Annotated in this window: 25 protein-coding genes; 5 read left to right on the top strand and 20 right to left on the bottom strand. The window is 62.3% G+C overall.

All coding sequences use genetic code 11. From position 1 onward, the window contains the following. The first annotated feature begins 196 nt into the window (after positions 1–196). Positions 197–1,216 carry a tyrosine recombinase XerC gene (locus tag KQI17_RS00450; RefSeq protein ID WP_216494251.1) on the top strand — a complete coding sequence of 340 codons (1,020 nt, stop codon included), beginning with the start codon at positions 197–199 and terminating at the stop codon, positions 1,214–1,216. A gap of 30 nt (positions 1,217–1,246) precedes the next feature. Here the strand turns inward: KQI17_RS00450 and KQI17_RS00445 are convergent, their stop codons facing one another. Then, the gene (locus KQI17_RS00445; RefSeq protein WP_216494250.1) at positions 1,247–1,753 is read right to left on the bottom strand and encodes an amidase domain-containing protein; all 507 of its coding nucleotides are present in this window, start codon (positions 1,751–1,753) and stop codon (positions 1,247–1,249) included. A 139-nt stretch (positions 1,754–1,892) separates the two neighbouring features. Between KQI17_RS00445 and KQI17_RS00440 the strand changes: the two genes are divergently transcribed. The 4 genes from KQI17_RS00440 to KQI17_RS00425 all read left to right on the top strand — a co-directional run bounded on the left by KQI17_RS00440 (position 1,893) and on the right by KQI17_RS00425 (position 6,024). Then, positions 1,893–2,705, top strand: coding sequence for a transketolase (locus KQI17_RS00440; RefSeq protein WP_216494249.1), 813 nt, complete (start codon positions 1,893–1,895; stop codon positions 2,703–2,705). Positions 2,706–2,710: 5 nt separating this feature from the next. Further along, positions 2,711–3,643 (top strand): transketolase family protein, encoded by a 933-nt coding sequence (locus KQI17_RS00435; protein WP_216494248.1) that lies wholly within the window; start codon positions 2,711–2,713, stop codon positions 3,641–3,643. A 153-nt stretch (positions 3,644–3,796) separates the two neighbouring features. Further along, positions 3,797–4,765: a class II fructose-1,6-bisphosphate aldolase gene (fba, locus tag KQI17_RS00430; protein ID WP_022018194.1), complete on the top strand. Its 969-nt coding sequence runs from the start codon at positions 3,797–3,799 to the stop codon at positions 4,763–4,765. A 20-nt stretch (positions 4,766–4,785) separates the two neighbouring features. Further along, positions 4,786–6,024: a 6-phosphofructokinase gene (locus tag KQI17_RS00425; protein WP_216494247.1), complete on the top strand. Its 1,239-nt coding sequence runs from the start codon at positions 4,786–4,788 to the stop codon at positions 6,022–6,024. Between the two features lie 69 nt (positions 6,025–6,093). On the opposite strand, the gene KQI17_RS00420 is transcribed toward KQI17_RS00425, so the two are convergent. The 19 genes from KQI17_RS00420 to KQI17_RS00330 all read right to left on the bottom strand — a co-directional run bounded on the left by KQI17_RS00420 (position 6,094) and on the right by KQI17_RS00330 (position 24,917). Continuing rightward, a complete protein-coding gene (locus KQI17_RS00420) occupies positions 6,094–7,278 on the bottom strand; it encodes a hypothetical protein (protein ID WP_216494246.1) in 1,185 nt (394 codons plus the stop codon). Between the two features lie 131 nt (positions 7,279–7,409). Continuing rightward, positions 7,410–8,891, bottom strand: a complete 1,482-nt coding sequence (gene spoIVA, locus KQI17_RS00415; protein ID WP_216494245.1) for a stage IV sporulation protein A — start codon at positions 8,889–8,891, stop codon at positions 7,410–7,412. Positions 8,892–9,003: 112 nt separating this feature from the next. Next, a complete protein-coding gene (locus KQI17_RS00410; RefSeq protein WP_216494244.1) occupies positions 9,004–10,539 on the bottom strand; it encodes a DUF3794 domain-containing protein in 1,536 nt (511 codons plus the stop codon). 145 nt (positions 10,540–10,684) lie between these two features. Beyond that, the gene (locus tag KQI17_RS00405; protein WP_022019027.1) at positions 10,685–10,837 is read right to left on the bottom strand and encodes a hypothetical protein; all 153 of its coding nucleotides are present in this window, start codon (positions 10,835–10,837) and stop codon (positions 10,685–10,687) included. Between the two features lie 111 nt (positions 10,838–10,948). Beyond that, positions 10,949–11,824 carry a ribosome small subunit-dependent GTPase A gene (gene rsgA / locus KQI17_RS00400; RefSeq protein WP_216494243.1) on the bottom strand — a complete coding sequence of 292 codons (876 nt, stop codon included), beginning with the start codon at positions 11,822–11,824 and terminating at the stop codon, positions 10,949–10,951. Further along, positions 11,821–13,551 carry a Stk1 family PASTA domain-containing Ser/Thr kinase gene (gene pknB, locus KQI17_RS00395; RefSeq protein ID WP_216494242.1) on the bottom strand — a complete coding sequence of 577 codons (1,731 nt, stop codon included), beginning with the start codon at positions 13,549–13,551 and terminating at the stop codon, positions 11,821–11,823. Before pknB ends, rsgA begins: the two co-directional genes overlap by 4 nt. Positions 13,552–13,568: 17 nt before the next feature. Further along, the gene (locus KQI17_RS00390) at positions 13,569–14,306 is read right to left on the bottom strand and encodes a Stp1/IreP family PP2C-type Ser/Thr phosphatase (RefSeq protein WP_216494241.1); all 738 of its coding nucleotides are present in this window, start codon (positions 14,304–14,306) and stop codon (positions 13,569–13,571) included. Continuing rightward, positions 14,303–15,337, bottom strand: a complete 1,035-nt coding sequence (gene rlmN / locus KQI17_RS00385; protein WP_216494240.1) for a 23S rRNA (adenine(2503)-C(2))-methyltransferase RlmN — start codon at positions 15,335–15,337, stop codon at positions 14,303–14,305. Before rlmN ends, KQI17_RS00390 begins: the two co-directional genes overlap by 4 nt. A gap of 8 nt (positions 15,338–15,345) precedes the next feature. Then, positions 15,346–16,671: a 16S rRNA (cytosine(967)-C(5))-methyltransferase RsmB gene (rsmB, locus tag KQI17_RS00380; RefSeq protein ID WP_216494239.1), complete on the bottom strand. Its 1,326-nt coding sequence runs from the start codon at positions 16,669–16,671 to the stop codon at positions 15,346–15,348. Then, positions 16,668–17,402 carry a zinc metallopeptidase gene (locus tag KQI17_RS00375; protein WP_216494238.1) on the bottom strand — a complete coding sequence of 245 codons (735 nt, stop codon included), beginning with the start codon at positions 17,400–17,402 and terminating at the stop codon, positions 16,668–16,670. Before KQI17_RS00375 ends, rsmB begins: the two co-directional genes overlap by 4 nt. 12 nt (positions 17,403–17,414) lie before the next feature. Beyond that, the gene (fmt, locus tag KQI17_RS00370; RefSeq protein ID WP_216494237.1) at positions 17,415–18,332 is read right to left on the bottom strand and encodes a methionyl-tRNA formyltransferase; all 918 of its coding nucleotides are present in this window, start codon (positions 18,330–18,332) and stop codon (positions 17,415–17,417) included. Continuing rightward, entirely contained in the window at positions 18,329–18,844 is a 516-nt protein-coding gene (gene def / locus KQI17_RS00365) for a peptide deformylase (protein WP_022019019.1), read from the bottom strand. The genes fmt and def overlap by 4 nt, the downstream gene beginning before the upstream one ends. An 11-nt stretch (positions 18,845–18,855) precedes the next feature. Continuing rightward, a complete protein-coding gene (gene priA / locus KQI17_RS00360) occupies positions 18,856–21,324 on the bottom strand; it encodes a primosomal protein N' (RefSeq protein WP_216494236.1) in 2,469 nt (822 codons plus the stop codon). A 32-nt stretch (positions 21,325–21,356) separates the two neighbouring features. After that, complete coding sequence (gene rpoZ, locus KQI17_RS00355; RefSeq protein ID WP_216494235.1) at positions 21,357–21,569, bottom strand: DNA-directed RNA polymerase subunit omega; 213 nt, start codon at positions 21,567–21,569, stop codon at positions 21,357–21,359. A 57-nt stretch (positions 21,570–21,626) separates the two neighbouring features. Beyond that, complete coding sequence (gene gmk / locus KQI17_RS00350; protein WP_216494234.1) at positions 21,627–22,217, bottom strand: guanylate kinase; 591 nt, start codon at positions 22,215–22,217, stop codon at positions 21,627–21,629. Beyond that, positions 22,214–22,477 carry a DUF370 domain-containing protein gene (locus KQI17_RS00345; protein ID WP_022019015.1) on the bottom strand — a complete coding sequence of 88 codons (264 nt, stop codon included), beginning with the start codon at positions 22,475–22,477 and terminating at the stop codon, positions 22,214–22,216. The genes gmk and KQI17_RS00345 overlap by 4 nt, the downstream gene beginning before the upstream one ends. A gap of 10 nt (positions 22,478–22,487) precedes the next feature. Next, positions 22,488–23,366: a YicC/YloC family endoribonuclease gene (locus KQI17_RS00340; RefSeq protein WP_253285622.1), complete on the bottom strand. Its 879-nt coding sequence runs from the start codon at positions 23,364–23,366 to the stop codon at positions 22,488–22,490. Between the two features lie 22 nt (positions 23,367–23,388). Further along, a complete protein-coding gene (locus tag KQI17_RS00335; RefSeq protein WP_216494233.1) occupies positions 23,389–24,012 on the bottom strand; it encodes a J domain-containing protein in 624 nt (207 codons plus the stop codon). Then, the gene (locus KQI17_RS00330) at positions 24,009–24,917 is read right to left on the bottom strand and encodes a DUF5685 family protein (RefSeq protein ID WP_216494232.1); all 909 of its coding nucleotides are present in this window, start codon (positions 24,915–24,917) and stop codon (positions 24,009–24,011) included. Before KQI17_RS00330 ends, KQI17_RS00335 begins: the two co-directional genes overlap by 4 nt. Positions 24,918–24,924: the final 7 nt, after the last annotated feature.

The following is a 24,924-nucleotide window of genomic DNA, read 5'->3' as shown; positions in this document are numbered from 1 at the left end:
GATTAAACCGTTTTTTGAATCTTCAGTATACTCAATGCCTTTAAGCAGTTAATCCTTACGGAAAGGAGAAACGCAAAAACAGCAAAAACCGTTTTATGGCTACCCTCTTTTGAACAAAATTTTTATTTTGTTCAATTATATCTTTAGGTCGATCGAGGTCCCCCACTTTGAACGACAGCTGTTTTTGTGAAAGCTCATGAACGATTACCGTACCGAAGCGCCGCCGATCCTGCGCGACTTTCTTTCCTACCATGAAACGATCAAGGCGCACTCCCGAAAAACCGTGGACGAATACTTTCTCGATCTGCGGAATTTTTTCCGTTATCTCAAGCAGACGCGCGACCCATCGCTGCGCGGCCTGGAGCTGAATGAAATATCCATCATGGACGTCGACCTCGATTTCGTGTCCTCCGTCACGCTCACGGACATCTACGGCTATATGACCTATCTGAGCCGCGAGCGCGTACTGCATCAGAACAGCGACGCCTCCGGCTATGGTCTCAACGCTGCCTCCAGAGCGCGTAAAATCGCAACAATCCGCTCTTTTTACAAGTATTTGACCAACAAAGTCCACCTAATCAAGGAAAATCCGGTCAAGGACCTCGATTCGCCGAAGCTCAAGAAAACGCTGCCGAAATACCTCACCTTAGAAGAAAGCGTGCAGCTGTTGTCCTCGGTGGACGGACAGAACCGTGAGCGGGATTACTGCATCCTGACGCTCTTTCTGAACTGCGGCCTGCGTATTTCCGAGCTCTGCGCGCTCAGCACCACGGACATTCAGGACGACGCGCTGCGCGTGCTCGGTAAGGGCAACAAGGTGCGCGTCGTCTACCTCAACGACGCGTGCAAGGAGGCGCTCAACGGCTATCTCGCCGTGCGCCGCCCCATCGTCGGGCGCGATCAGAATGCTCTCTTCCTCTCCTCCCGCAACGAGCGCGTCAGCCGCTCGACGGTCCACGCGCTGGTGAAAAAGCACTTGAGCGAGGCCGGACTCGACTCGACGCAGTATTCCGCGCACAAGCTGCGCCATACGGCGGCGACGCTGATGCTGCAAAACGGCGTGGACGTCAAGGCCGTGCAGGAGGTTCTGGGCCACGAGCACCTTAATACGACGGAGATCTACACGCATATCGACAACGAGGCGCTGCGCGTTGCTGCAAAGGCAAATCCCTTGTCACGCGTGAAGCCGCCGAAGAAAAATGAAACAGAAAAATGAGAAAGAGACGGAGCATTCCGTCTCTTTCAATCATCCCTGCCGGTATACGCCGCCGATGTGCAGGAAGCGCGCACGGACAAATTCATAGGTGGACAGCGGGCGGTCATCGGCGTCGAAGCTGTGCGCGGCGACGAGGATGTCCGAATAGCTGCGCGGACGGTCCGCCGCCACGACGACCGGCGAATGCTGCCAGTCGGCGCCGTCGAACGAGAGCTGCACGATATCGCCCGGCCGGATGCGCTCCGGTGAGACTTCCCCTGCGAACGGGCCGGCGGACGGCGTGCGGCGCTTGAGAAAATTGTAGAGATACTCCACGCCCGTCCACGCGGGCGCTTTGTCGTTGGCATTGATGTAGTACCAGCCAAAGGTCGGCGTGTCGTTCATCACACCCGCACCGGCATAGATGCATTGGGACGCAAAATTCGTGCAGTCGCCGCCGATGCCTTCGTAGTCGTAATAGCGCGGATTGCGCCCGTAGGCCCAAAGGTGCGCATAGCGCACTGCCGCGGCGCGGTCATATGGCAGTAAAGCGAGCATGGCCTCTCCCCTCCCCTCTCCCAATGTATGCAAAAAGGCGAAAATCGGCCACAATATGTCGTAGGAATGAATTGACTTTGCGTCCATATTTCGGTATACTGTCAAATTGAGCGAATGAAATTTTGCAAGGAGGTCTTCCATGAACACGCAAGAGCTTTCCAAGGTCTGCCGTCAGGTGCGCCGCGACATCATCACGATGACGGCCAATGCCGGCAGCGGCCATCCCGGCGGCTCCCTTTCGGCCGTCGAGCTGATGACCAGCGTTTTCTTCAACCACATGCGCGTCGATCCCAGCAATCCGCACGATCCCGACCGCGACCGCTTTGTGCTCTCCAAGGGCCACGCGGCGCCGTGCTATTACGCGGTGCTTGCCGCCAAGGGCTTCATCTCCCGCGATGAGTACGCGAACTTCCGTCAGCTCCACTCCATTCTGCAGGGCCACCCCGACGCCAAGAAGGTCCCGGGCGTGGACGCCTCCACCGGCTCGCTCGGTCAGGGCGTGTCCATCGCCGTCGGCATGGCGCTCGGCGCGAAGCACCTCGGCAAGGATACGAAGGTCTTTGCCCTCGTCGGCGACGGCGAGAGTCAGGAGGGGCAGATCTGGGAGGCTTACATGGCCGCCGCCCACTATAAGCTGGACAACCTCACCATCATCATCGACAACAACGGCTTGCAGATCGACGGCTCAAACGATCAGGTCATGAGCCTCGGCGACCTCGGCGCAAAGCTGCGCGCCTTCGGCTTCGACGTGGTGGAGCTGCCGGACGGCAACGATCTCGACGCGGTGGAGGCCGCGCTCTCGAAGCCGACGATGCCCGGCAAGCCCAAGGCGATCCTCGCCCACACGGTCAAGGGCAAGGGCGTTTCGTTCATGGAAAATCAAGTCGGCTGGCACGGCAAGGCGCCCAACGCCGAGCAGCGCGATCAGGCTTTGAAGGAATTGGAGGGTTAACGAACATGGCTGATAAAATTGCGACCCGCCAGGCTTACGGCGAAGCGCTGATCGAGCTGGTGGAAAAGAACGATAAGGTCGTCGTGCTCGACGCCGACCTTGCCAACGCGACCCAGACCTGCAAGGTCGCCAAAGCGCACCCCGAGAAATTCTACAACTTCGGCATTGCCGAGGCCAACATGGTCGACGCCGCCGCCGGCATGAGCACGATGGGTCTTGTTCCCTTCTGCTCCACCTTCGCGATGTTCGCGGCCGGCCGCGCCTACGAGCAGATCCGCAACTCCGTTGCCTATCCGCACTTCAACGTCAAGATCTGCGCCACCCATGCCGGCGTGAGCGTCGGCGAGGACGGCGGCAGCCATCAGTGCATCGAGGACCTTGCGCTCATGCGCGTGATTCCCGGCATGACGGTCATCTGCCCCGCCGATGCGAACGAGGCCAAGGCCGCGACCATGGCGATCGCCGATTTCGACGGCCCCGTGTATATGCGCCTCGCCCGCCTCGCCACGCCTGTTTTTGAGGGCGACATGGTCAAGCCCTTTGTTCTCGGCAAGGCCAATGTCCTGCGTGAGGGCAAGGATGTCGCGATCTTCGCGACGGGCCTGATGGTCAATGAATCCCTCCTGGCCGCCGACGAGCTCGCCAAGGACGGCATTGACGCCGCCGTCATCAACGTCCACACCATCAAGCCAATCGACGCCGAATGTGTGACTGCGTGGGCGGAGAAGTGCGGCAAGGTCATCACCGTTGAGGAGCACAGCGTCATCGGCGGCTTGGGCGACGCGGTGGCGGACGTCCTCATGGGCAAGGTCAACTGCAAATTCCATAAGATCGGCGTGAACGACCAGTTCGGCCAGTCCGGCAAGGCAGCCGACGTGCTGCGCGAGTACGGTCTGACCGCCGATCAGATCGCCGCGACGATCAAGGCCAACATCTGACGAGAGAAAGAGAGACAAAGCACACACTTTGTCTCTCTTTTTTAAGGAAATATTTTTCACTTTTCTCTTGTATTTTCCGTTTTCTGTGCTACAATACAAGTAGTACCAAATGTACCAATCGTTTGAAATAACTTCACAAAAGGAGACGATATTATGCCACTCGTTACCTCTACCGAAATGTTCAAGAAGGCGTATGACGGCGGCTACGCCATCGGCGCGTTCAACGTCAACAACATGGAGATCGTGCAGGGCATCACCGAGGCCTGCCAGGAGGAGCACGCTCCCGTCATTCTTCAGGTTTCCAAGGGCGCCCGCGCCTACGCGAACCATACCTACCTCGTCAAGCTCGTCGAGGCCGCCGTGGAGTGCTGCCCCGACATCCCCATCGTGCTGCACCTCGATCACGGCCCGGACTTTGAGACCTGCAAGAGCTGCATCGACGGCGGATTCACCTCCGTTATGATCGACGCCTCCTCCAAGCCCTTTGCCGAGAACATTGAGATCACCAAGAAGGTCGTTGAGTACGCGCATGACCACGGCGTGGTCGTCGAGGCCGAGCTCGGCACCCTCGCCGGCATCGAGGACGAGGTCAAGGTCGCGGCGCACGAGGCGTCCTACACCCATCCCGAGGAGGTCGAGGAGTTCGTCTCCAAGACCGGCTGCGACTCTCTTGCCATCGCCATCGGCACCAGCCACGGCGCTTACAAGTTCAAGCCCGAGCAGTGTACCCGCAACGCCGACGGCATCCTTGTTCCGCCCCCGCTGCGCTTCGACGTTCTGAAGGAAGTCTCCAAGCGTCTGCCCGGCTTCCCCATCGTGCTGCACGGCTCCTCCTCCGTCCCACAGGAGTATGTGAAGATGATCAACGACCACGGCGGCAAGATGCCCAATGCCATCGGCGTGCCCGAGGAGCAGCTGCGCGAGGCTGCGAAGCTCTCGGTCTGCAAGATCAACATCGACTCCGACCTGCGTCTCGCCATGACCGGCACCATCCGTCAGTTCATGGACGAGCACCCCGACAAGTTCGATCCCCGTGAGTATCTCAAGCCCGCCCGCGCCAACATCAAGGAGCTCGTCCGTCATAAGCTTGTCGACGTGCTCGGCTGCGCCGGTAAGGCTTAAACCGTCAAAGGAGAAACGATATGAGTGAATTGAAAGGCGCCTGCATCATCGGTCAGTCCGGCGGCCCGACCTCTGTCATCAACGCCAGCGCCTACGGCGTGATCCGCACGGCGCTTGACTCCGACTGCATCACCGCCGTCTACGGCGCGGAGCACGGCATCAAGGGCGTGCTTGCCGACCGCCTGTTCGACATGAGCAAGGAGGACGCGCGCGAGCTGGAGCTGCTGAAGTACACCCCCTCCTCCGCGCTCGGCTCCTGCCGCTACAAGATCGCCGATCCCGATGTGGACGACACCGATTATAAGCGTATTCTCGAGGTGTTCAAGAAGCATGATGTCCGCTATTTCTTCTACAACGGCGGCAACGACTCGATGGACACCTGCAACAAGATCTCCAAGTATATGCAGAAGGTCGGCTATGAGTGCCGCGTGATGGGCGTTCCCAAGACCATCGACAACGATCTCTTCGGCACCGACCACTGCCCCGGCTACGCCAGCGCCGCGAAGTATATCGCCACGAGCTGCATGGAGGTCTATCAGGACGCGCGCGTGTACGACACCGGTATGATCTGCATCATCGAGATCATGGGCCGCCACGCCGGCTGGCTGACCGCCGCCGCCGCGCTCGCCACCGAATACGGCGCGGGCCCCGACCTCATTTACCTGCCCGAGCGTGACTTCGATATGGATAAATTCCTTGCTGACGTCGAGCGCGTCTACAAGGAAAAGGGCAACTGCATGGTCGCGGTCTCCGAGGGCATCCACTATGCCGACGGCAGCTTTGTTTCCGAGGCCAAGACCAGCGCGACCGACGGCTTCGGTCACGCCCAGCTCGGCGGCCTTGCCGCACGTCTTGCCGACGTTGTGAAGCAGAAGACCGGCGCGAAGGTCCGCGGCATCGAGCTTTCCCTGCTCCAGCGCTGCGGCGCGCACCTCGCCAGCGAGACCGACATCGAGGAGGCCGTCATGGCCGGACGCGCCGCGGTGGAGAATGCCGTCGCGGGCATCACCGACAAGATGGTCGCCTTCGAGCGCGGCACGGTCAACGGCCGCTATGCCTGCAAGACGAAGCTGCTGCCGCTCACCGAGGTGGCGAACGCCGAGAAGAAGGTGCCGCAGGAGTGGATCAACGCCGAAGGCAACGGCGTGACGCACGATTTCATCGACTATGCCCTGCCACTCATTCAGGGCGAGCCGAAGCTGCCGAAGGAGGATTCCCTCCCCCGCTTCGCCAGGCTCAAGAAGGTTCTGGCAAAGTAAGACCGCCTCGTGCAACAAAGAACAAAAGGAACCGCTTTCGATAGGCGGTTCCTTTTTGTATCGTTTCCGTCAGTCGTTCGCATGCCACTCACCCAAAATGTCTGTGGTGAGCGGCAGCGTGACCTCTCTTGTGCCGCCTTCCGTGTAGAGCGTCAAGGTGACGGTGTTATCCTCCGCGTGATAGGTCTCCGCCCGCGCGACCGAGCCAAGCGGCGCGCTCAGCTTCGCAAGCTGTGCATCCGCTTTCTCCCAGACAATGCCGCTGTGCTGCGAGATTCCCTCCGCAGCGTTCCAGCGGTAGACAAAAACATACGGTACGCCGGTGCCAAAGGTGCTGCGCGTGACCAGTTCACTGCGCCCGTCGCCCGTGAGATCGAGCATCCATACGCCGTCGCCCCACGCCGTATCATCAAAGTCATGACCAAAGGCTTCTCCCGCATAGACGAAGCCCTGCTCCGTCAGCGCATAGAAGTAACGAACTGTCATGCGCCCGCCTTGGATCGTTTCAACCTCAAAGCCCGGGAAGCCGAGCACATCGTCCCGCGCGGTCAGAGCAAAGCTCTCGGAGGCTTCATGCTCTCCCAACGAAACGCTGTCCGTCTCAAGCAGCACACCATCCGCGTCGAACAGTGCATAGCGTGTGAATCCATTATCCTTTGGTTCATAGACCTTCAGCGTGACGACTTGGCTGCCGACCTCCTCGGTCAGCGTGAGGATCTCGGAGCCGGTGCGGCTCTGCAATTTCTGATCCATCGCGATGGTATAGTCAAGACCGGTGAACGGCAGCGCGCCGATGAGCCGGAAATCCTTATTTTCATAGCTTCGGCTTCCGTTATGCACAAAAAGCAGGGTACGGTCATTGCCGCGGTCGTTCAGGATATAGCAGCGCGGCGTTTCTGCCGTGCCGTCCGCCGTCGTCAGTTCCTCGCTGCCATGGCCGGAAAGCAGCACAAAGGACGCCTTGGAAAAAAGATACTGTTCCTCCCCGGCGGGCCACTCGACACCCTCCGCCGGCTCGATCCGCCGGAGCAGGGCGCATATCTCCTCCACATATTTCGCGTCGGTGACAATGCCTTCGGCGTGATTGCTGTCGAGACGGTCGGGCTGATAGGAAACAGCGTCGGCCGAATCCAGCGCGTCGATAAGCTGCTCCCGCAGCGATGCCGGTGTCGGCTGCTTCGCTTCGATAAAGGACCATACGGCGCACAATACGGCAGCGAGCAAGAATACGGGCAGGGCGAGCTTTCGACTCATGGCAAACTCCTCCGGTTATCGTTATGTAAACAGCATAGCAGTCGGCGGAGGAAAAAGCAAGTTACAAAGCGGAAACATTTTGGTTACAAAATGTAAGAAAGAGAGGGGTATCTCCCCTCTCTTCGCAATTTTCAGAGAATGATGCAGATGAGGCCGCCGCTGCCCTCGTTGATGATGCGCTCGAGCGTCTGGCGGAGCTTGGCGCGCGCGTCGTCCGGCATCCGCTTGAGCTTGGCCTGCAGGTCCTCGCTGACGATCTCGTGAAAGCTGCGCCCGAAGATGTTCGACTGCCAGATCTTCGCCGTGTCGCCCTCAAACTCCTGCAGCAGATAATTGACCATGTCCTCGCTCTGCTTTTCGTTGCCGACGATGGGCGAAACGGTCGTTTCGATGTTCGCGCGGATCATGTGGATGCTCGGCGCGCTGGCCTTGAGCCGCACACCGTAGCGGCCGCCCTGCTTCATGATCTCCGGCTCCTCCAAAATGAGCTCGTCGACCGTCGGCACGACCACGCCGTAGCCCGTTTCGCGGGCGTCCCGAATGGCGGAGGATACCTTGTCGTAGTCCGCCTTGACGGCGGAAAGCTCCGTGAGCAGACGCATGAGATCGCCGTCGTCCGCCACATCAAAGCCGGACTGCTCGCTGAGCGTCTGATAGAACAGCGCCCGCGGAAGCTGAAGCTCCGCGCTGGCGGTGCCGCTGCCGAGCGAGATGGCGTTGACCTTTGCGCCGCTGATGCCCTCGTAGGCGCACATGGCGTCCACCGCGGGCGCGACCTCGCGGATGCGGTGCAGTCCCTTGGCGCCCTCGCGGATGCTGCGGTAAAGGCCGAGCTTGATGGCATGGTCGGCGGGCAGCGCCAGAACCCATGCCGGGATATGAAGCTCCAGCTCGGTCAGCGGGAACTCGTAGAGAATCGCCTTGAGGATATCCCCCACCGCCGCGTCGTCCAGCTCCAGGCAGTTGACCGGCAGACAGCACACGCCATAGTGTGAAGCAATATCGCTTGCCATCGCCTGAACTCTGCTTGATTTCGGGTCAACGGCGTTGAGCAGCACGAGAAAAGGCTTGCCGATCTCCTGCAGCTCACGGATGACGCGGCCCTCGGCCTCGAGGTAGTCCTCGCGCGGAATGTCCGTGATACTGCCGTCGGTCGTAATGACGATGCCGATGGTCGAATGCTCGCGGATCACGCGCGTCGTGCCCAGCTCCGCCGCCTCCGTCATCGTGACCGGATGGTCGGCCCACGGCGTTGTGACCATGCGGGGACTGTCGCCGTCGAGCTGTCCCGCCGCGCCGGGGACCATGTAGCCCACGCAGTCGATGAGCCGCACGGAGCAGCTCGCGCCCTCATCGAGCGCGATGTCCACGGCCTCCTCGGGCACGAACTTCGGCTCGGAGGTCATCACCGTGCGGCCGCTGCCGCTCTGCGGCAGCTCATCCTTGGCGCGCTCGCGGCGGTAGACATTGTCGATGTTCGGGATGATCTGCGTTTCCATGAAGCGCTTGATGAAGGTCGATTTGCCGGCGCGCACCGGGCCGACGACGCCGATATAGATGTCGCCCGCCGTGCGCGTGGCGATGTCCTGATAGATGCCGGTATTTGTGGTCATAGCGATCTCCTCCGAATCCTCACCGTTCTTGCTTCACTATATGAGCGCTCCGCGCGGGGTATGACAAGCCAAAAAAGAAAAAGAGCCTCACGGCTCTTTTCCCGGGAAATATTCAGCGGCGACACGGAATGAGCAGCATCTCGCCGCCCGGCGCGTCAGCCTCGGCGGAAAGCTCGTTGGCGGTGAGGATCTCGGCAACCGTCGTGCGGTAGGCCTTGGCGAGATCCCAGAGCCGTTCCTGCGCGCCCATGGCGCGCAGCACGAGCGTCGGCTGCCTGCCGCCGCTCTCCTGCTGCGGCTCCGCCTTGAGCGCGCACAGGCAGGCGCAGCGGCAGCGGCTGGTACATTCGAGGGTAAAGAGCGCCGGGAAGCGCACCTCGATGCCGCCCGCCGTCGCGGCGGCGCTGACCTCGCAGGCCGTCACGCATCGCACGGCGGCGGTACAGCCCTCTGGGACGGCAATGCGCACGGCGACCTCGGTGCGGCGCTCGACCATCAGCGGCGCGCCGCCCTCGTCGAGATAGAGCACACGGAGGATCGCCGTGCAGCGCACGTTTGCCGTGCTCTCCTCCTGCACCAGACTGACGCTGCCGAAATGGACCTCGGCGCACAGCACCGCAGATACCTCCACGCCGGTCTCGATCTGCTCGCGGACGTTCTGCTCCTGCGTGACGGTCTCAACGCCGCCGCACAGCTCAAGCGTCTGCATCTGTGCGGAGAGCTCACAGCTCGTGCTGTAAAGGTCGGTGATGCAGCGCAGGCAGAGACTTTGGCGCAGCACGACAAAGGCGTGCAGAAAGAGCTTTGCGGAGATGGTGCGCGCGTCGCCGCTCTCGCCGCCGATGCGCAGCTCCGCGCCGGTCAGGCACAGCATCGCCTCGGCAGAGGTGTTCTCGTCCGCATCCTCGATGCCCTCGACGATTTGGGAAAAGGGCAGCTCCGCAGCGGCGCTGCAGATGGTCCCGCTCTCCGAGAGATAGAGGACCTCCACGCAGACAACGCCTTTGAGGATGATCTTGCCGCCGATCAGGCGGCACTCCGTCGTGCGGACGGACGCGCTCTCGCGCAGCAGCTCCGCCGCAGGCTCCTTACTGCTCGAGAGCACGAGGTCGTCAGAGAACACGAAGTCCTTGCTGCGCAGCGCCTTGATGATCGAGACCTCCTGCGTCTCGCACAGCGTCTCAATGCCGTTTTCCGCCCGCTGCGTCACATCGCCGCAGGCCGTGAGCTGCGCGGCGCAGTAAGGCGTAACGGTCAGCTCGACAGCGGCGCGCGTCATGATCTTGCGCGGATTGAGCGCGCGGACCTCCAGCGCGCTGACGCAGCCGCTCACGCTCGCCTCGGTGCAGCCCTCGCGCAGCCGTCCGTCCAGCGTCTCCTCGATGGGAAGCGTGTACGAAAAGCTCTTGAGCCCGCCGCTGCCGTCGGCTATGTACAAAAGCGTCACGCGCAGCGAGCCGGAAACGCTCACGCGCCCGTCCGCAATCTCGCGGCTGCGCACGAAGAGGCAGCCGCTGCCCTCCACGATGCGCGCGATGTCGGGGCAGTAATCGGGGACGATGGTCTCGGTGCTCTGCTCGCGCGTCTCCACAAGCGGCGGCAGAGCCTCATAACAGGAATACGTTTCTTTGCACAGTTCAAGCTCCATGGCAGTCCTCTCCTTTGGCACGGTTTTGCTTCACTCTATGCGCCAAAGGACCGCTTTATTCCTGCCCGTCTTTGATCCCGAACAGCAGCCGCAGCACACCGCACAGGGCCTTGGGCGACTTCCACACCACGATCTTCAAATCCGCTCACCTCCTCCGGATACAGCCCCAGCCGCAGACGACGAGAAGCAACGCGACCAGAAACATCAGAAAGCCCACCGGAAAAATGGCAACGATGAAGATCGCCAGTCCCAGCGCCAGCGCGCAGATGCCCAGACAGCACCAGTTCCTGCCCCACATGGCCGCACCTCCTTCCCGTCACGCCTGATGCTACAGTATATACCGCGCGGCGTTGTCCCGTGCCCTGCGGGCGTGGAAAAAGCGGCGGGATTTCCCGCCGCTTTCGCTTCTTCATTTGCTGCTCCACTCCCGCAGGTCCTTGAGCTCGTTGTAGAGCCGCAGATAGCTCGCGTGCCGCGAGGCGGAGAGCTTCCCTGCACGCACGGCCTCCAGAACGGCGCAGCCCTTTTCCTTCGTGTGGCTGCAGCCAGCGAAGCGGCAGCCGTCCAGATAGGGCGCGAAGTCCAAAAAGGTCTCCGGTAGCCGCTCCTTCAGCGCAAGCCCAAGCTCGTCGGTATCAAAGGAGGAAAAGCCGGGCGTGTCGATGATCTCCGCGCCGCCGGAGAGGGTATACAGCTCCACATGGCGCGTGGTGTGGCGTCCGCGTCCGAGCGCCTGACTGACCTCGCTGACCTGTACGGAAAAGCATGGGTCGAGCGCATTGAGCAGGCTCGATTTTCCAACGCCGGAATTACCTGTAAAGGCAGACAACTTGCCGGAAATACGCTCCCGCAGCTCGGCAATGCCCTCCCCCGTTTCGGCGCTTGTGAGCAGAAACGGAAGCCCCGCCTTTTCATAGATGGCGCACAGCTCGTCGGCATGGTCAAGGTCCGATTTGTTGATGCAGATCAGGACTTCGCAGCCCTTCAGCGCAGCGATGGCGGTCATGCGGTCGATGAGATACGGATCGGTCTGCGGGATGGCGTTCGACGCCACGATCACGAGCTGGTCGATGTTGGCGACCGCCGGACGCGAAAAAACATTGCGCCGCGGCTCGATGGCGTCGACCATGCCCTCCGTGCCGGATACCGTGATCTCCACGCGGTCGCCGACAAGCGGCGAAACGCCCTCCTTACGGAAGCGCCCGCGCGCGCGGCAGGTCACGATCCCCTCGCCGGTATCGACATAGTAAAAGCCGCTGAGAGCCTTTTTGATCCGTCCTCTCACGCCGCCTCCGGGGGGATCCCCTCTGTGCCGGAAACGGAAGGATCGGGCCCGTCGCTGACGGTGAGCACGATCTCGGCGCCGGTGGTGACGACCGTATCCTGCGCGATGCTCTGCTCAACGACGGTGCCCGCAAGCGCGTCGCTGTAAACGTGCTTCACGGTGACCTTCAAGCCGAGCGTCTCGGCCTCCTCCACCGCCGTCGTCTGTTCGTAGCCGAGATAAGAGACTACGGTGACGGGCCGAGGCTCCGGACCCTTGCTGCGGTAAAGCAGCAGTACATCGCCCTGTCGGAGCAGCTCTCCCTTTGCCGGCTCCGTGCGGATCACGCAGCCGGAGGTGATGGAGTCGGAATACTCATCCTTCCAGTTATACTGCAGGTCCAGCCCAAGGTCGTCAAGTATGATCTTCGCGCTGCGCCACTCCAGTCCCGTGACGCTCGGCATCGGCTCGGTCTTTTCGCCGGTGCTGACAAAGACCTGGATCTCGCGGTTGCTGCGCACCACGTTGTCGGCCGCAGGCGTCTGATCAACGATCTGACCCTCCGCGTACTCGCTGCTCGCGCGGCTGCCCATCTCCGTAATGGTGAAGATGCCCTTCACCCGCTCGTCGGCCTCAGCCTCCTCAATGGTCATGCCGAGAAGATTCGGCACGGTGAACTCCGTCTGCACAGGCTCCTTTCGGAAGCTGCCCATGATGACGTTCCACAGAGCGAACACGATCACCGCGGCCAGCGCGATGCCGCCGGCCAGCAGAAGCATTTTCTGCGTTTTTTTCTCGTCGACCGGCTCGTCCTCCTGCGGCTCCTCCCGCTTCGGCGTGACTGCCTGCACGGCGGGGATATACTGCGTCGGCTCGTCGGTATCGGGGCGGCGCAGGTCCTCGATGCTGAAATCAAGGTCTACGTCGGGGTTCTTGCGGAACTCCTCCAGGTCGGCAAGCATGGCATCCGCCGTCGGATAGCGGCGGTCGATGTCCGAGGCCATCGCCTTCATGCAGATCTTTTCCAGCGCCTCGGGCACGTCGGGGTCGATCTCCCGCGGGGAGAGCGGCACGCTGCTTAAATGCTGGATCGCGACGGACACGGCGCTGTCGCCCTCAAAGGGCAGGCGGCCCGTGAGCATCTCATAGAGCACGACGCCGGCGGAGTAGATGTCCGAGCGCGCGTCGGGGCGGTTGCCCTTCGCCTGCTCGGGCGAGATGTAGTGGACGGAGCCGAGCGCCTCCTGCGTCATGGTGTTGGCGGAGTTGGAAAGACAGGCGATGCCGAAGTCCGTGACCTTGACACTGCCGTCGCGCAGCACCATGATGTTCTGCGGCTTGATGTCGCGGTGGACGATGCCGCGCGAATGCGCGTGGCTCAGCCCCTTCATAATCTGTGTGATGAAATGCAGCGACTCGCGCCAGTTCAGACGCCCGCGCCGCTCCATATACTGCTTGAGTGTGATGCCGTCGATGAGCTCCATGACGATGTACTCCGGCGAGGAGCGCGATACGTCATAGACCGAAACGATGTTCGGGTGGGAGAGCATCGCGATGGCCTGGGATTCATCGTAGAAGCGGCGGCGGAAATCCGCATCGCTCGCGAAATCGCTTTTCAATACCTTGACCGCCACAAGGCGGTTGAGCCGGTGGCACTTGGCCTTATAGACCATTGCCATGCCGCCGCTGCCGATCAGCTCAAGCAGCTCATAGCGGTTGTCCAGCATTCTGCCGATCATTTGATCCATCTATGCGCCCTCCTTTCTCACTCGTGATAGAGCAGCACAGCGGTAACGTTATCCGGCGCGCCGCGCTGTTTGGAAAGCTCGAGCAGGTGCTCAAGGCTCTCCGCCGGCTTTTCGCCCCGGGCGACCGCCTCATACATCTCCTCGTCCGTGGCGGTGACGACCAGCCCGTCCGAGCAGAGCAGCAGCCGCTCGTCCGCGCCGAGCGTCACATCATACACGTCGCACTCGATATGCTCCTCGGGGCCGAGCGCACGGGTGATGAGGTTGCGGTTGGGGTGTGTGCGCGCCTGCTCGGCGGTGATATTGCCGCTTTCGATCAAGCCCTCGACCACCGAATGATCGCGCGTGATGCGCTCGAGCCTCTCCGCGCCGACGCGGTAGGCACGGCTGTCGCCGACGTTGCAGATGACCGCGCCGGAGCCGTTCGTCACGGCGGAGACGAGCGTTGTCCCCATGCCGTGACACTCCGTATGCTCCTGCGCGTGGCGGTTGACGGCAGCGTTTGCTTTGGAAACGCAGAACGACACCGCTTCGCGCAGCTGCTCCGTCGTCATATCCGCGCGCAGGACCGCGTGAAGCTCGTCGAGAAAGGCGCGGACTGCAAGGCTGCTGGCGATCTGCCCGCAGTTCTCGCCGCCCATGCCGTCGCACACGACCGCAATGAGCTGACCGTCCGCCACGCCGCGCTCCACGGCAAAGGTATCCTGATTTTCGTGACGCTGCAGTCCAACGTCCGTGATGCCGCAGGCTTTCATTGTCCTCTCTCCTTTGCCTCCATCTCCTTGCGGCGCAGCTGGCCGCAGGAGGCATCGATATCCCCGCCGAGACTGCGGCGCACCGTCGCCGTCAGGCCGTGGGACTCCAACCGCTTCTGAAACGCCGCGACGCGGCGGCTGGGCTTGAACTCGCTTTCGACCACGTCGTTGAGCGGGATCAGATTGACGTGCCCCGGCATCCCGCGGATGCGCTCGGTGAGCAGGTCGGCCTGCCAGTCGTGGTCGTTCACGCCGTCGATCATCGCGTACTCAAACGAAATGCGGCGGCCGGTTTTCTTAAAATAGCGGTGGCAGGCGGCGAACAGCTCCTCCACGTCGTAGGCGTTGTTGACCGGCATGATGCGGCTGCGCGTCGCGCTGTCCGGCGCGTGGAGCGAAACGGAAAGCGTGAGCTGCAGGTTTTCCTCCGCAAGCGCGTCGATGCCGGGTACGACGCCGCAGGTGGAAAGCGAGATGTGGCGCATTCCGATGTTCAGCCCCTCCGGGTGGTTCACAAGCTGCAGAAAGCGCAGCACGTTCGCGCGGTTGTCCAGCGGCTCGCCGATGCCCATGAGAACGATGTTGGAGATGTCCTTTTCCGAATCCAGCTGGGTAAAGAGCACCTGGTCAAGCATCTCCGAAGGTGTTAAGTCTCTTACCTTGCCAGCTATGGTGGAGGCGCAGAATTTGCAGCCCATCCGGCAGCCGACCTGCGAGGAGATGCAGACGGTGTTGCCGTGGTGATAGCTCATGAGCACCGTCTCGATGCAGTTGCCGTCGCGCAGCTCCCAGAGGTATTTAACGGTGCCGTCGAGCCGGGAAACCTGCTTGCGGGCGACGGTCGGCGCTGTAATGGTAAACTCCTTGCCGAGCTTTTCTCGCAGGGGCTTGGAGAGGTTGTTCATCTCCGCAAAGTCGGTCGCACCCTTATGGAGCCAGGAGAACACCTGCTTGCCGCGGAAGGCAGGCTCGCCCATCGCGCGCAGCGCGTCGGTGATCTCCTCTTGTGTCATGGATTTGATATCGGTCATCGTCATCCTCATTCCTTGCGCGTCATGCGGCAGATGTAAAAGCCGTCCGTCCCTTGGCGCTGCGGCCAGAGCGTGATGTGTCCCTCAACTGTGCCGATGGGGGCGGGCAGCGCAAAGACATCGTAAGTAAAGTCCGGGTGCGCGCGGAGAAACGCATCCGTCACCCGCTCGTTTTCCTCGGGAAGCACCGTGCAGGTGGAGTAAACGAGCGTCCCGCCGCGCCGGACATAGCGTGAGGCATTGTCCAGAATGGCGCTTTGGATCGCGGGCAGACCCGCGAGCGAAGCCATGTCCTTATAGCGGATATCCGGCTTCTTGCGGATGATGCCGAGTCCGGAGCACGGCACGTCGCAGACGACGATGTCCGCCTTCTCCGCAAGCTCTTCATCGCAGACACGGCCATCGGCCAAGCGGACCTCCATGCACTCGATCCCCAGCCGCTCCGCACCGGCCTCCATGAGCCGCAGCTTGTGCTCCTCCACATCGCAGGAGAGAATGTGTCCTTTCCCTTCCATGCACATCGCCATGGCGAAGGACTTCCCGCCGGGGGCGGCGCAGGTGTCGATGACAAAGCTCCCCGCCTTTGGCGCGGCAGCCAAAGCCGTCAGCTTCGCCGCGGCATCCTGCACCGTGAACCAGCCCTCGCGCCACGCGCGCAGACCTTCCAGATCGCCGGTGCCGGAAACGGTGAAGCAGTCCGCGAGCCAAGGGTGCGGCTCCACGGTTACGCCCTCATCCTCCAGCGAGGCGCGAAGCTGCTTCGCGGTCGTTTTGAGCGTGTTGGTCTGAATGGTGGTCGGAACCGGCTCATTGTCCGCGCGGAGAAAGGCTTCCGCCTCCTCCGCGCCGAGCAGGCCGACCATGCGCTCGACGAGCGCACGCGGGTGGCTCGTCTGTACGGAGAGCGCTTCAAGCTCGTCCGCAAAGGCAAGCGGCTCTCCCCTTCTGCGGTCCACATTGCGCAGCACCGCGTTCACCAGTCCCGCCGCGCGGGATAGCTTGTGCGCCTTCGCCATCTCCACCGCCTCATTCACGGCGGCGTTGACTGGCACCTTATCCATGAGAAGGATCTGATACGCACCGACGCGGAGAATATCCAGCAGCAGCGGCTCGAGCTTTTCGGGCCTCTGCGTCAGGCAGCGCGCCAGACAGCGATCAAGGTAAATGCGGCTTTGCATCACGCCGTAGGCAATGCGGCTGGCAAAGGCTGCATCGCGGCCGGAAAGCCCGTCCCGCTTGAGCACCTGCTTGAGCGCGCCATCGATCCACGCGCCGTTCCGGCGGCAGGCCGCCAACGCGTCCAGCGCCGCTTCTCTTGCACGGTCGACTCTCATCGGCGCCCTCCGCGGCGATTCCCGGAGCGGTTGAGGAAGATCAAAACGTAGCGCAGGAGCTGCAAAAGCGATGAGAGCAGCGCAGCGACATAGGTCAGCGCCGCGGCGCGGAGCACCTTTCGCGCACCGGCCATCTCCTCGTCCTCCAGGATATGCTCCCCCTCCAGCGTTTCGAGCGCGCGGTGGGAGGCGTTGAACTCCACCGGCAGCGTGACGAGCTGGAAGAACGCGACCACGCCAAAGAGGACAATGCCGAGCAGCAGAATCGGCTGACTGTAGAGCACGAGGCCGAGCATCAGAATGATGAACGAGGCCTGCGAGCTGAGCTGCGTCGTCTTCACGATGGCGCTGCGCAGCTTGACGGGACCGTAGCCCACGGCGTACTGCACCGCGTGCCCCGCCTCATGCGCGGCAACGCCGACCGCCGCGACCGTGGCGGCATCGTAAACGGAGTCGGAGAGAAAGATGGTGTTATTGCGCGGATCGTAGTGGTCGGTCAGCTTGCCTGAGCAGCGGGCAATGCCGACGTCTGTGATGCCGTGCGCGCGCAGCACACTGGCCGCCGCCTGCGCGCCGGTCAGTCCGCGGCGATTCGTCACCTTACTGTAACGCGAGAAATTGCCGCTGACCGCCGCCTGCGCATAGAGCGACAGCAGCAGGACTGGGACCAGCAGAATGAGGTAGATCAGGTTGGCCGAATCGTAACCGTAGCCGTAAGAATAGTAAGGCATAAGCTCTCCCCTTTAGCCGTTTGTTTTGAGCGGGTGACCGCGCAGATAGTCGGCAGCCGCCATGCGCTTGCCGCCCTCCGCCTGAAGCTGTGTGATGATGAGGCTCCTGCCGTCGCCGCAGGCAACGGAAAGGCCGCGCTTGACCGCGTGCATCGTGCCGGGCGCGTCGGCGGTCATTTCCCCGGAAAGGGTCTCGTAGACCTTGACGCTCTTCCCGTCCACACTCGTCGCGGCACAGGGCCACGGAATGAGACCGCGCACCTGACAGTCGATCTCCCGCGCGCTCCTCGTCCAGTCGATGGGCGAAAGCGAGCGGTCGAGCATGGGCGCATAGGTGAATGCCGACTCGTCCTGCGGGGTGCGCTTTGCCGTGCCGTCCGCAAGCGTCGGGATCGCCTCGCTCAGCGCCTGCGCGCCGAGCTCAGCAAGGCGCTCTGTCAGCGCCGCGGCATCCTCATGCTCACCAATCTCGGTCGAGACCGTGCGGATGACATCGCCCGCGTCGAGCGCCGCGACCATATACATGATGGAAACGCCGGTAATGCGCTCGCCGTTCAGGATCGCCCAGTTGATGGGCGCGGCGCCGCGATACTTCGGCAGAAGCGAGGAGTGAACGTTGATGCAGCCGTATTGCGGCAGGTCCAGGATCTCCTGCGGCAGGATCTTTCCGTAGGCCGCGACCACGATCAGCTCGGGCGCAAGCTCCCGCAATATGCCGAGCGCTTCCCCGTCGCGCATTTTGAGCGGCTGATAGACCGGCAGGTCTTGTGTTAAGGCATATTCCTTCACAGGTGAGAAGGTCAGCTTCATGCCGCGGTTTTTGGGCTTGTCCGGCTGGGTGAATACGCCGACGACCTCATGCCCGTCCTCCACCAGACGGCGGAGCGACGCGACTGCAAAGTCGGGCGTTCCCATGAATACGATCCTCATTCGTCGTCTTCCCTTTCGTACTCGTCCTCGTGCTCCTTGAGATACTGCTCCAGCTCCTCGTCGGTGAGCAGGCGGTCGCAGTGCTCGCTGAACAGGTGTCCGTCCAGATGCTCGATCTCGTGGCAGAAGCAGCGGGCGGTGATGTCTTCATCCTCGACCTCGAAGGTCGCGCCGTCGCGGTCCTGCGCGCGCACGCGCACGGTGTAGGGACGGGTGACAATGCCCCAGCGTCCGGGCAGGCTCAGGCAGCCCTCCAGGCCGGTCTGCTCGCCCTCAGCCTTGACGATCTCGGGGTTCACGAGCTCGATGATCTCGCCTTCGCTGTCCTCCACGATGCACACGCGGCGCAGGATGCCGACCTGCGGCGCGGCAAGCCCGACGCCGCCGGACTCCTCCAGCGTTTCACGCATATCGTCCAGCAGCAGGTGCAGACGCTCATTGAATTCCGTCACCGGGTGGCAGACCTTCTCCAAACACGGGTCGCCCTTTTTTCTGATCTCACGAATGGCCATAGCAGTTCCTCCTATTGTATCGCATTGCAGTCGGCAAAAATGTCGAGACCGCGGTTTTCCTTGTGTTGATAAAACGCATAGAGATATTCCGCCACCAGACGGCGCAGCGCCGGACAGCCCTTGCCGACGAGAAAAACACGGTAGCGGTAGCGGTTGTTGACCTTCACCACGCTCGCCCCGGCAGGACCGAGCACCTCGATGCTCAGCGGCTTGAGCTCCTCGCGCCGTTCGACGGCGTAGCCAAGCGCGTCGCGCAGCGCCTTTGCCGCGCGGATGACGCGGCTCTCGTCCGCCCCGGTCACGGTAAAGGAGAAGAGGTCGGCGAACGGCGGATAGCGGCGCAGGCGCCGCATCCGGATCTCGCTTTCGTAGAACGCGTCGTAATCCTGTGCGGCCGCCGCGCGGATGACCTCGTTTTCCGGCGTGAAGGTCTGAATGATCGCTCTGCCCTGCTTGCTGCCGCGGCCCGCGCGGCCCACGACCTGCGAGAGCAGGCTGAAGGTGCGCTCCGGCGCACGGTAGTTGTCGATATAGAGCGAGGCGTCGGCGCAGAGGACGCCGACCAGCGTGACGTTCTCAAAATCCAGGCCCTTGGCGACCATCTGGGTGCCGAGCAGGATCGGGATCTTTTCTTCTTCAAACTGCCGCAGGAGCTTTTCGTGCCCATGCGACGCGCCGACCGTGTCGGTGTCCATACGCAGGACCTTCTCTCCGGGGAACAGAGCGTGCAGCTCCTCCTCGACCTTCTGCGTACCGGTGCCGATGTGCTTCATGATGCCGCCGCATTGCGGGCAGCGGTCATAGGCCGGCTCGCTGTGACCGCAATAGTGGCACATCAGCCGTCCGTTCGCACTGTGATAGGTCATCGGAACGCTGCAGCGCGGACACTCGGGCACCTCGCCGCACTCACCGCACAGCAGCATCCGGCTGTTGCCGCGGCGGTTGAGAAAGAGAATGCTCTGCTCGCCGCGCGCGAGATTTTCCTCCAGCGCGGAGCGGAGCGGCTCGCTGACGGCGGTCTCGTTCCCCGCGCGAAGCTCGTCGCGCAAATCGGCGATGAACACCTCGGGGAGCGCTTTTTCATTGTAGCGTCTGTAAAGCGGGAAAACTTGATAGCGCCCTTCCCGCGCGTAATACATCGTCTCGACCGTCGGCGTCGCCGAGCCGAGCAGCAGCAGCGCGCCGCTCTGCGCGCAGCGGAACTGCGCGACATCGCGCGTATGGTAGCGCGGCGGGTTTTCCGAGCAGTAGGTCGGCTCCTGCTCCTCATCCATGATGATAAGTCCGAGATCCGGCAGTGGCGCAAACACCGCGCTGCGCGTGCCGAGCACGACCCGCACGTCGCCGCGGCGGATGCGCTTCCACTGGTCGTAGCGCTCCGTCAGCTGGAGACCGCTGTGGAGCATGGCGACGTTCTCGCCGAAATAGGCGGTAAATTTCGCCATCATCTGCGGCGTGAGCGCGATCTCCGGCACGAGCAGCATCGCCGTGCGGCCCATCGCCAGAGCTTCCTCAATGAGGCGGATATACACCTGCGTCTTGCCGCTGGCGGTCACGCCATGCAGCAGCGCCGCTCCCGCCTCGCGGCGGGCAATGAGCGGCAGCAGTCCGTCAAAGGCTTGCTGCTGCTCGTCGTTGAGCACGATGGGCAGGGCCATCTCAACGGGCTCATGCCTGCTGACACGCAGGACCTCCTGCTTGGCAAATGAAACGATGCCCGCCTTTTCCAGCCCGCGCAGCGTTTGCAGCGACGCGCCGGTATAGTAGCAGATATCCGACGAGGAGAGCGTGCCCTGCGCGCAGAGCATTTCGACCGCCGCATAGCGCAGCGGCGCGCTGCGGCGTTTTGGCTCGACCGCGGCGAGCGCGTCCTCCGCGCTCACGGCAAGGCTCACCATACGCACCGACTTGTCGCTGATCTGCCGGATGGCCGTCGTCTCGGAGTACAGCACGCCCTGCTCGCACAGGAGCTTGAGCCGCTTCATCGTCTGTGCGCCGCCGAGCTCCTCGAGCTCGCTGCGCTCCAGCTCGCCGCGGGCGGTGATGGCCTCAAGCAGCAGCTTATCCGTTCGGTTCGCCGCGGCAAGTGCTGACAAGTCGCTCTCCTGTACACCGTCTGCTAAGCGGTAGGTCTCGCGGTAGCGGAACCAGATGCCCGCGGGCAGAATGGTCTTGAGCGCGTCGTAGACCGTGCAGAAATAGCGCGCCTTCATCCATTTGGCAAGGCGCAGCAGGGACGTGTCGAGCAGCGGCTGCTCGTCCAGCACGGTAAAGACCGGCTTGAGCGGCTTGTCCGCCGCTTCGCACAGCGTTTCGAGCACGAAGCCCTCGGTGCGGCGGTTGCCGCGGCCAAACGGTACACTCACACGAACGCCCGCGCGGCAGGCGTCAGCCAGCTCGGGCGGGACGAGGTAGGAATACAGCTTGTCCGCACTGTAGGGTACGCCAGAGAGGGCGATCCTTGCGATCTGCTGTTCCATGCTTCTCCCCCTCTCCGGCGAATCGTTCGTTCTTACTTATTGATGTGCGTATCAATGTCCGCCGCGGTGATCTCGCCGTCGGCGACCTCATTGATGGCTTCGGTAACGGGCTTTTCGGTCAGGTGGATCCCCTCCAGCTCGGCGTCCTCCGCGATCTGACGGGCGCGGCGCGCGACCACGTTGACCAGCAGGTAACGGTTGGGGACATTCTTGGTGAGGGTGTTCATAGCGGGATAGAGCATCATAGTCGTATACTTCCTTTCGCCGCGGCGCGGCATGATTGATAAATTAAATTAGATATCTTACTGCAATATCTCCATGCGCTCGCTCGGGCGGCAATGCTCGGCGAGCATGATGGCGTTGATCTCGCGCACGGCATTTTCCACCGTGTCGTTGATGACAAAGTAATCGTAGGTGTCGGCGGTCTGAAGCTCGACCTTGGCGCGGACAAGGCGCTTCTGGATCTTCTCGGGGCTGTCCGTCCCGCGTCCGGTCAGGCGCTGCTCCAGCGCGTCCCACGAGGGAGGGGCGATGAAGATGCGCACGGTATCGGGCCGCTTGCCGATGACCTGCAGGGCGCCCTGCACCTCGATATCGAGGATAACGTCCTTCCCCTGCGCCATGGCTTCGTCCACATAGCGCTTGGGCGTGCCGTAGAAGTTGCCGACATACTCGGCATACTCAAGGAATTCATCCTCCTGGATCATTTCACGGAATTGATCGACATTGATGAAATGATAGTGCACGCCGTTGACCTCCCCCTCACGCGGCGTGCGCGTTGTGGCGGAGATCGAAAAATAGAGGTCGTCGCGGTCCCGCAGCAGCTCACGGAGCACAGTACTCTTGCCGACGCCGGAGGGGCCGGAGATGATAAAGGTCTTCCCTGTTTTCATTCGTTTTCTTCCAATCCTCCCAAAATTTCAAGGCCGAGCCGCTGCGCGAGCTTCTCCGCCGCGATGGCGCTGAGCACCACATGGTCGCTGTCCATCACGAAAACGGACGCGGTCTTTCGGCCGTAGGTCGCGTCGATCAGCATACCGCGCTCGCGCGACTCCTGAATGAGGCGCTTGATCGGCGCGGAGTCGGGGCTGACGATGGCCAGCACACGCTCGGCGGAGACCAGATTGCCGAAGCCGATGTTGATGAGCTTCATCGTCCCCTCCTCACTCGATGTTCTGCACCTGCTCGCGGATCTTTTCGACCTCCGCCTTCAGGGCGACCACATCGCGCGCGATGGTAATATCGTTGCACTTGGAGCCGATGGTATTGCTCTCGCGGTTGACCTCCTGAATGAGGAAGTCCATCTTGCGGCCCATCGGCTCGTCGGAGACGAGCATGGTACGCAGTTGGGAAACGTGGGAGCGCAGGCGGACGGTCTCCTCGTCGACGGCGATCTTATCGGCAAAGATGGCGGCCTCGGTGAGAATGCGGGCCTCGTCGATGGTGGTCGATTGCAGGACCTCCTCCATCTTGGCGGTCAGGCGCGCGCGGTACTCCGCAACGGTCTGCGGCGAGCGCTCCTCGACCATGCCGGTGATGTGCTCGATGGTATCGAGCCGGCTGCCAATGTCGGCGGCAAGACGCTCGCCCTCGGTCGCGCGCATCCGATTGTACGCGGCAAGCGCGTCATCGAGCACGGCGCAGAGGTCGGCGGCGACGCTCTCCAGGTCCTCCTCCGCCTTGGTGACGGTCAGGACGTCGGGAAAGCGGGCGATGGTCGACGCGGTGATCTCGCTCTCAAGACCGCAGGCCTCGTTGATCTCGCACAGCGCCTTGTAGTAGCCCTGCGCAAGCGGGCGGTTGAGCTTGACGACCGCCTCGTCCGCCGCCGAGGTGTCGATGGTGATGAACACGTCTACCTTGCCGCGCGAGACGGCCTTCTGCACCCGCGCCTTCACGGCGTCCTCGGCGAAGATGTAGGCGCGCGGCATCTTGACGGCGCAGTCAAGATAGCGGTTATTGACCGAGCGGACCTCGACGGTGATATCGCGGCCGCTGCGCGTTTCGCGGGCTCTTCCGTAGCCCGTCATGCTTTTGACCAATGTGATCTCCTCCTCATTCAAATCAGAACATACACGGCAGGCAGAAGTAGCCTCCGCCGCCGAGAAGATTGCAGCACAGTGCCGCGAGGCACCAGTTCGAGCAGGCGTCGTTGCCGCAGCTCGTGGAAACGGTCTGATAGCCCTGCGGACGGTAGCCGCGGTTGTTGAAGGCCGCGAGCGCCTGCCGGTACTCGGGATTCTCCGGGTCCATCCGGCAGGCCGTCTCGAAATAGCGCTTTGCCTCGTCCAGCCAGCCGCGGCGGTAGCAGACGTTGCCCATGAGGAAGCTCCACTCGGCATTGTGGTCGCTGACCGCGTTCAGCAGGCGCTCCGCCTGCGAAATGTCGCCGCGGGCGATGGCGAGACGGATCTGCTGCATGGTCGGGTCGGCGCTGGAATAGCCGTTGCTCGTCGTGCCGTAGTAGCTCTGCCGCGGCGCACCGTAGCCGCTGCCCGCCCTGCGCTGCTTCTGGATCTGCTCGTAGGCCTCGTTGATCTCCTTCATCTTCTCCTGCGCGAGATCGGCAAGCGGGTTATCGTGATAATTGTCGGGATGATACTTCCGCGCAAGGTCACGATAGGCCTTCTTTACCTCCTCGTCCGATGCGGAGGGCGAGATGTTCAATACTTTGTAGGGGTCGTTCATAGTGCTTCCTCGTTGCTTTTCTTCTTGCGTTCACCGTACCGCGTCCGCGTGCGGCGGCGGTAGGTCCCGTCCAAAACGGCTTTGCCGATGCCGTAAAGGCTCTCATAAAATATACTGTCCAGGATCGGCGTCCATACGCCGTAGTCGTAAAGTGCGTAGGCGCTCGCCATGCGCTCGATGGAGGCGTCCAGCGTTTCGGCCAGCGCGAGCCTGTCCGCGTCGCCGAGAACGCCGTTTTCCGTATGATAACGGTAAAGCAGTGGGTTATAATTCCCACTTTCGGTATCCTTTTTCAGGTCGTCCGCCGCGTCGATGAGGTAGATCCAGCGGCCGAGCTGATATAGGATCTGACCGAGGATGCGCCGGCGCTTCTCGTCCGTGAGGTCTGCCGCCGCGTCCGCCATCAGCGCCGCGAAGGGCTCTGCCGCCATATCAATAGAGGCGCAGCGCGCATCCTCCAGCGCCGCGAGCGCTTGGAGATGCAGCCGCACCGCCGCGTCGAAGCGCGGCAGCCGCTCCCCTGCCCTGCGGTAAGCACCGCGCAGAAAGAGCGAAGCAAAGCGGTATTTAAGTCCGCTCCAAAAGCCGTGGTCGGCGATGTGATCCCGCAGCTGCCACCAGGAGAGGATCACGGTCCGGTCCGCCGCGGCCTCGAGCGCCGGCGTGCTTGTCTGTGCGCGGCAGCCCTTACAGGGATGCACGGCGCAGCGCCGCACGGTGCAGGACTCCTCGTCTCCGCTTGAGAGCAGAATGGCTAAAAGGGTGAAATCGTAGTTGAGCAGGAGGCTCGCGGCAAAGCCGTAGCGCTCCCGGAGCGTGTGGCACAGTCCGCAGTAGACGGCGCGGAAGCGCTCGCGTTCCCGCTCGTCGAGCCGATCCCGCGAGGGCAGAACGTAGCCGAACATATCTGCG

The sequence above is a fragment of the Oscillibacter sp. MSJ-31 genome (genome assembly GCF_018918025.1).
Lineage (GTDB): Bacteria > Bacillota > Clostridia > Oscillospirales > Oscillospiraceae > Hominicoprocola.
Note: the sequence above shows the minus strand (reverse complement) of the source record. Positions and strands in the feature narration are given on the sequence as shown.

Coding starts and splice junctions, on each gene's coding strand:
- fba (WP_022018194.1), top strand. CDS start 3,797: ATGCCACTCGTTACCTCTACCGAAATGTTCAAGAAGGCGTATGACGGC.
- KQI17_RS00420 (WP_216494246.1), bottom strand. CDS start 7,278: ATGAGTCGAAAGCTCGCCCTGCCCGTATTCTTGCTCGCTGCCGTATTG.
- KQI17_RS00375 (WP_216494238.1), bottom strand. CDS start 17,402: ATGCCTTACTATTCTTACGGCTACGGTTACGATTCGGCCAACCTGATC.
- KQI17_RS00405 (WP_022019027.1), bottom strand. CDS start 10,837: ATGTGGGGCAGGAACTGGTGCTGTCTGGGCATCTGCGCGCTGGCGCTG.
- rpoZ (WP_216494235.1), bottom strand. CDS start 21,569: ATGATGCTCTATCCCGCTATGAACACCCTCACCAAGAATGTCCCCAAC.
- KQI17_RS00435 (WP_216494248.1), top strand. CDS start 2,711: ATGGCTGATAAAATTGCGACCCGCCAGGCTTACGGCGAAGCGCTGATC.
- pknB (WP_216494242.1), bottom strand. CDS start 13,551: ATGGATCAAATGATCGGCAGAATGCTGGACAACCGCTATGAGCTGCTT.
- def (WP_022019019.1), bottom strand. CDS start 18,844: ATGGCCATTCGTGAGATCAGAAAAAAGGGCGACCCGTGTTTGGAGAAG.
- KQI17_RS00330 (WP_216494232.1), bottom strand. CDS start 24,917: ATGTTCGGCTACGTTCTGCCCTCGCGGGATCGGCTCGACGAGCGGGAA.
- KQI17_RS00425 (WP_216494247.1), top strand. CDS start 4,786: ATGAGTGAATTGAAAGGCGCCTGCATCATCGGTCAGTCCGGCGGCCCG.
- fmt (WP_216494237.1), bottom strand. CDS start 18,332: ATGAGGATCGTATTCATGGGAACGCCCGACTTTGCAGTCGCGTCGCTC.
- KQI17_RS00450 (WP_216494251.1), top strand. CDS start 197: ATGAACGATTACCGTACCGAAGCGCCGCCGATCCTGCGCGACTTTCTT.
- KQI17_RS00440 (WP_216494249.1), top strand. CDS start 1,893: ATGAACACGCAAGAGCTTTCCAAGGTCTGCCGTCAGGTGCGCCGCGAC.
- KQI17_RS00445 (WP_216494250.1), bottom strand. CDS start 1,753: ATGCTCGCTTTACTGCCATATGACCGCGCCGCGGCAGTGCGCTATGCG.
- rlmN (WP_216494240.1), bottom strand. CDS start 15,337: ATGACCGATATCAAATCCATGACACAAGAGGAGATCACCGACGCGCTG.
- KQI17_RS00335 (WP_216494233.1), bottom strand. CDS start 24,012: ATGAACGACCCCTACAAAGTATTGAACATCTCGCCCTCCGCATCGGAC.
- spoIVA (WP_216494245.1), bottom strand. CDS start 8,891: ATGACCACAAATACCGGCATCTATCAGGACATCGCCACGCGCACGGCG.
- KQI17_RS00345 (WP_022019015.1), bottom strand. CDS start 22,477: ATGAAGCTCATCAACATCGGCTTCGGCAATCTGGTCTCCGCCGAGCGT.
- KQI17_RS00390 (WP_216494241.1), bottom strand. CDS start 14,306: ATGAAAGCCTGCGGCATCACGGACGTTGGACTGCAGCGTCACGAAAAT.
- rsmB (WP_216494239.1), bottom strand. CDS start 16,671: ATGAGAGTCGACCGTGCAAGAGAAGCGGCGCTGGACGCGTTGGCGGCC.
- KQI17_RS00410 (WP_216494244.1), bottom strand. CDS start 10,539: ATGGAGCTTGAACTGTGCAAAGAAACGTATTCCTGTTATGAGGCTCTG.
- gmk (WP_216494234.1), bottom strand. CDS start 22,217: ATGAAAACAGGGAAGACCTTTATCATCTCCGGCCCCTCCGGCGTCGGC.
- priA (WP_216494236.1), bottom strand. CDS start 21,324: ATGGAACAGCAGATCGCAAGGATCGCCCTCTCTGGCGTACCCTACAGT.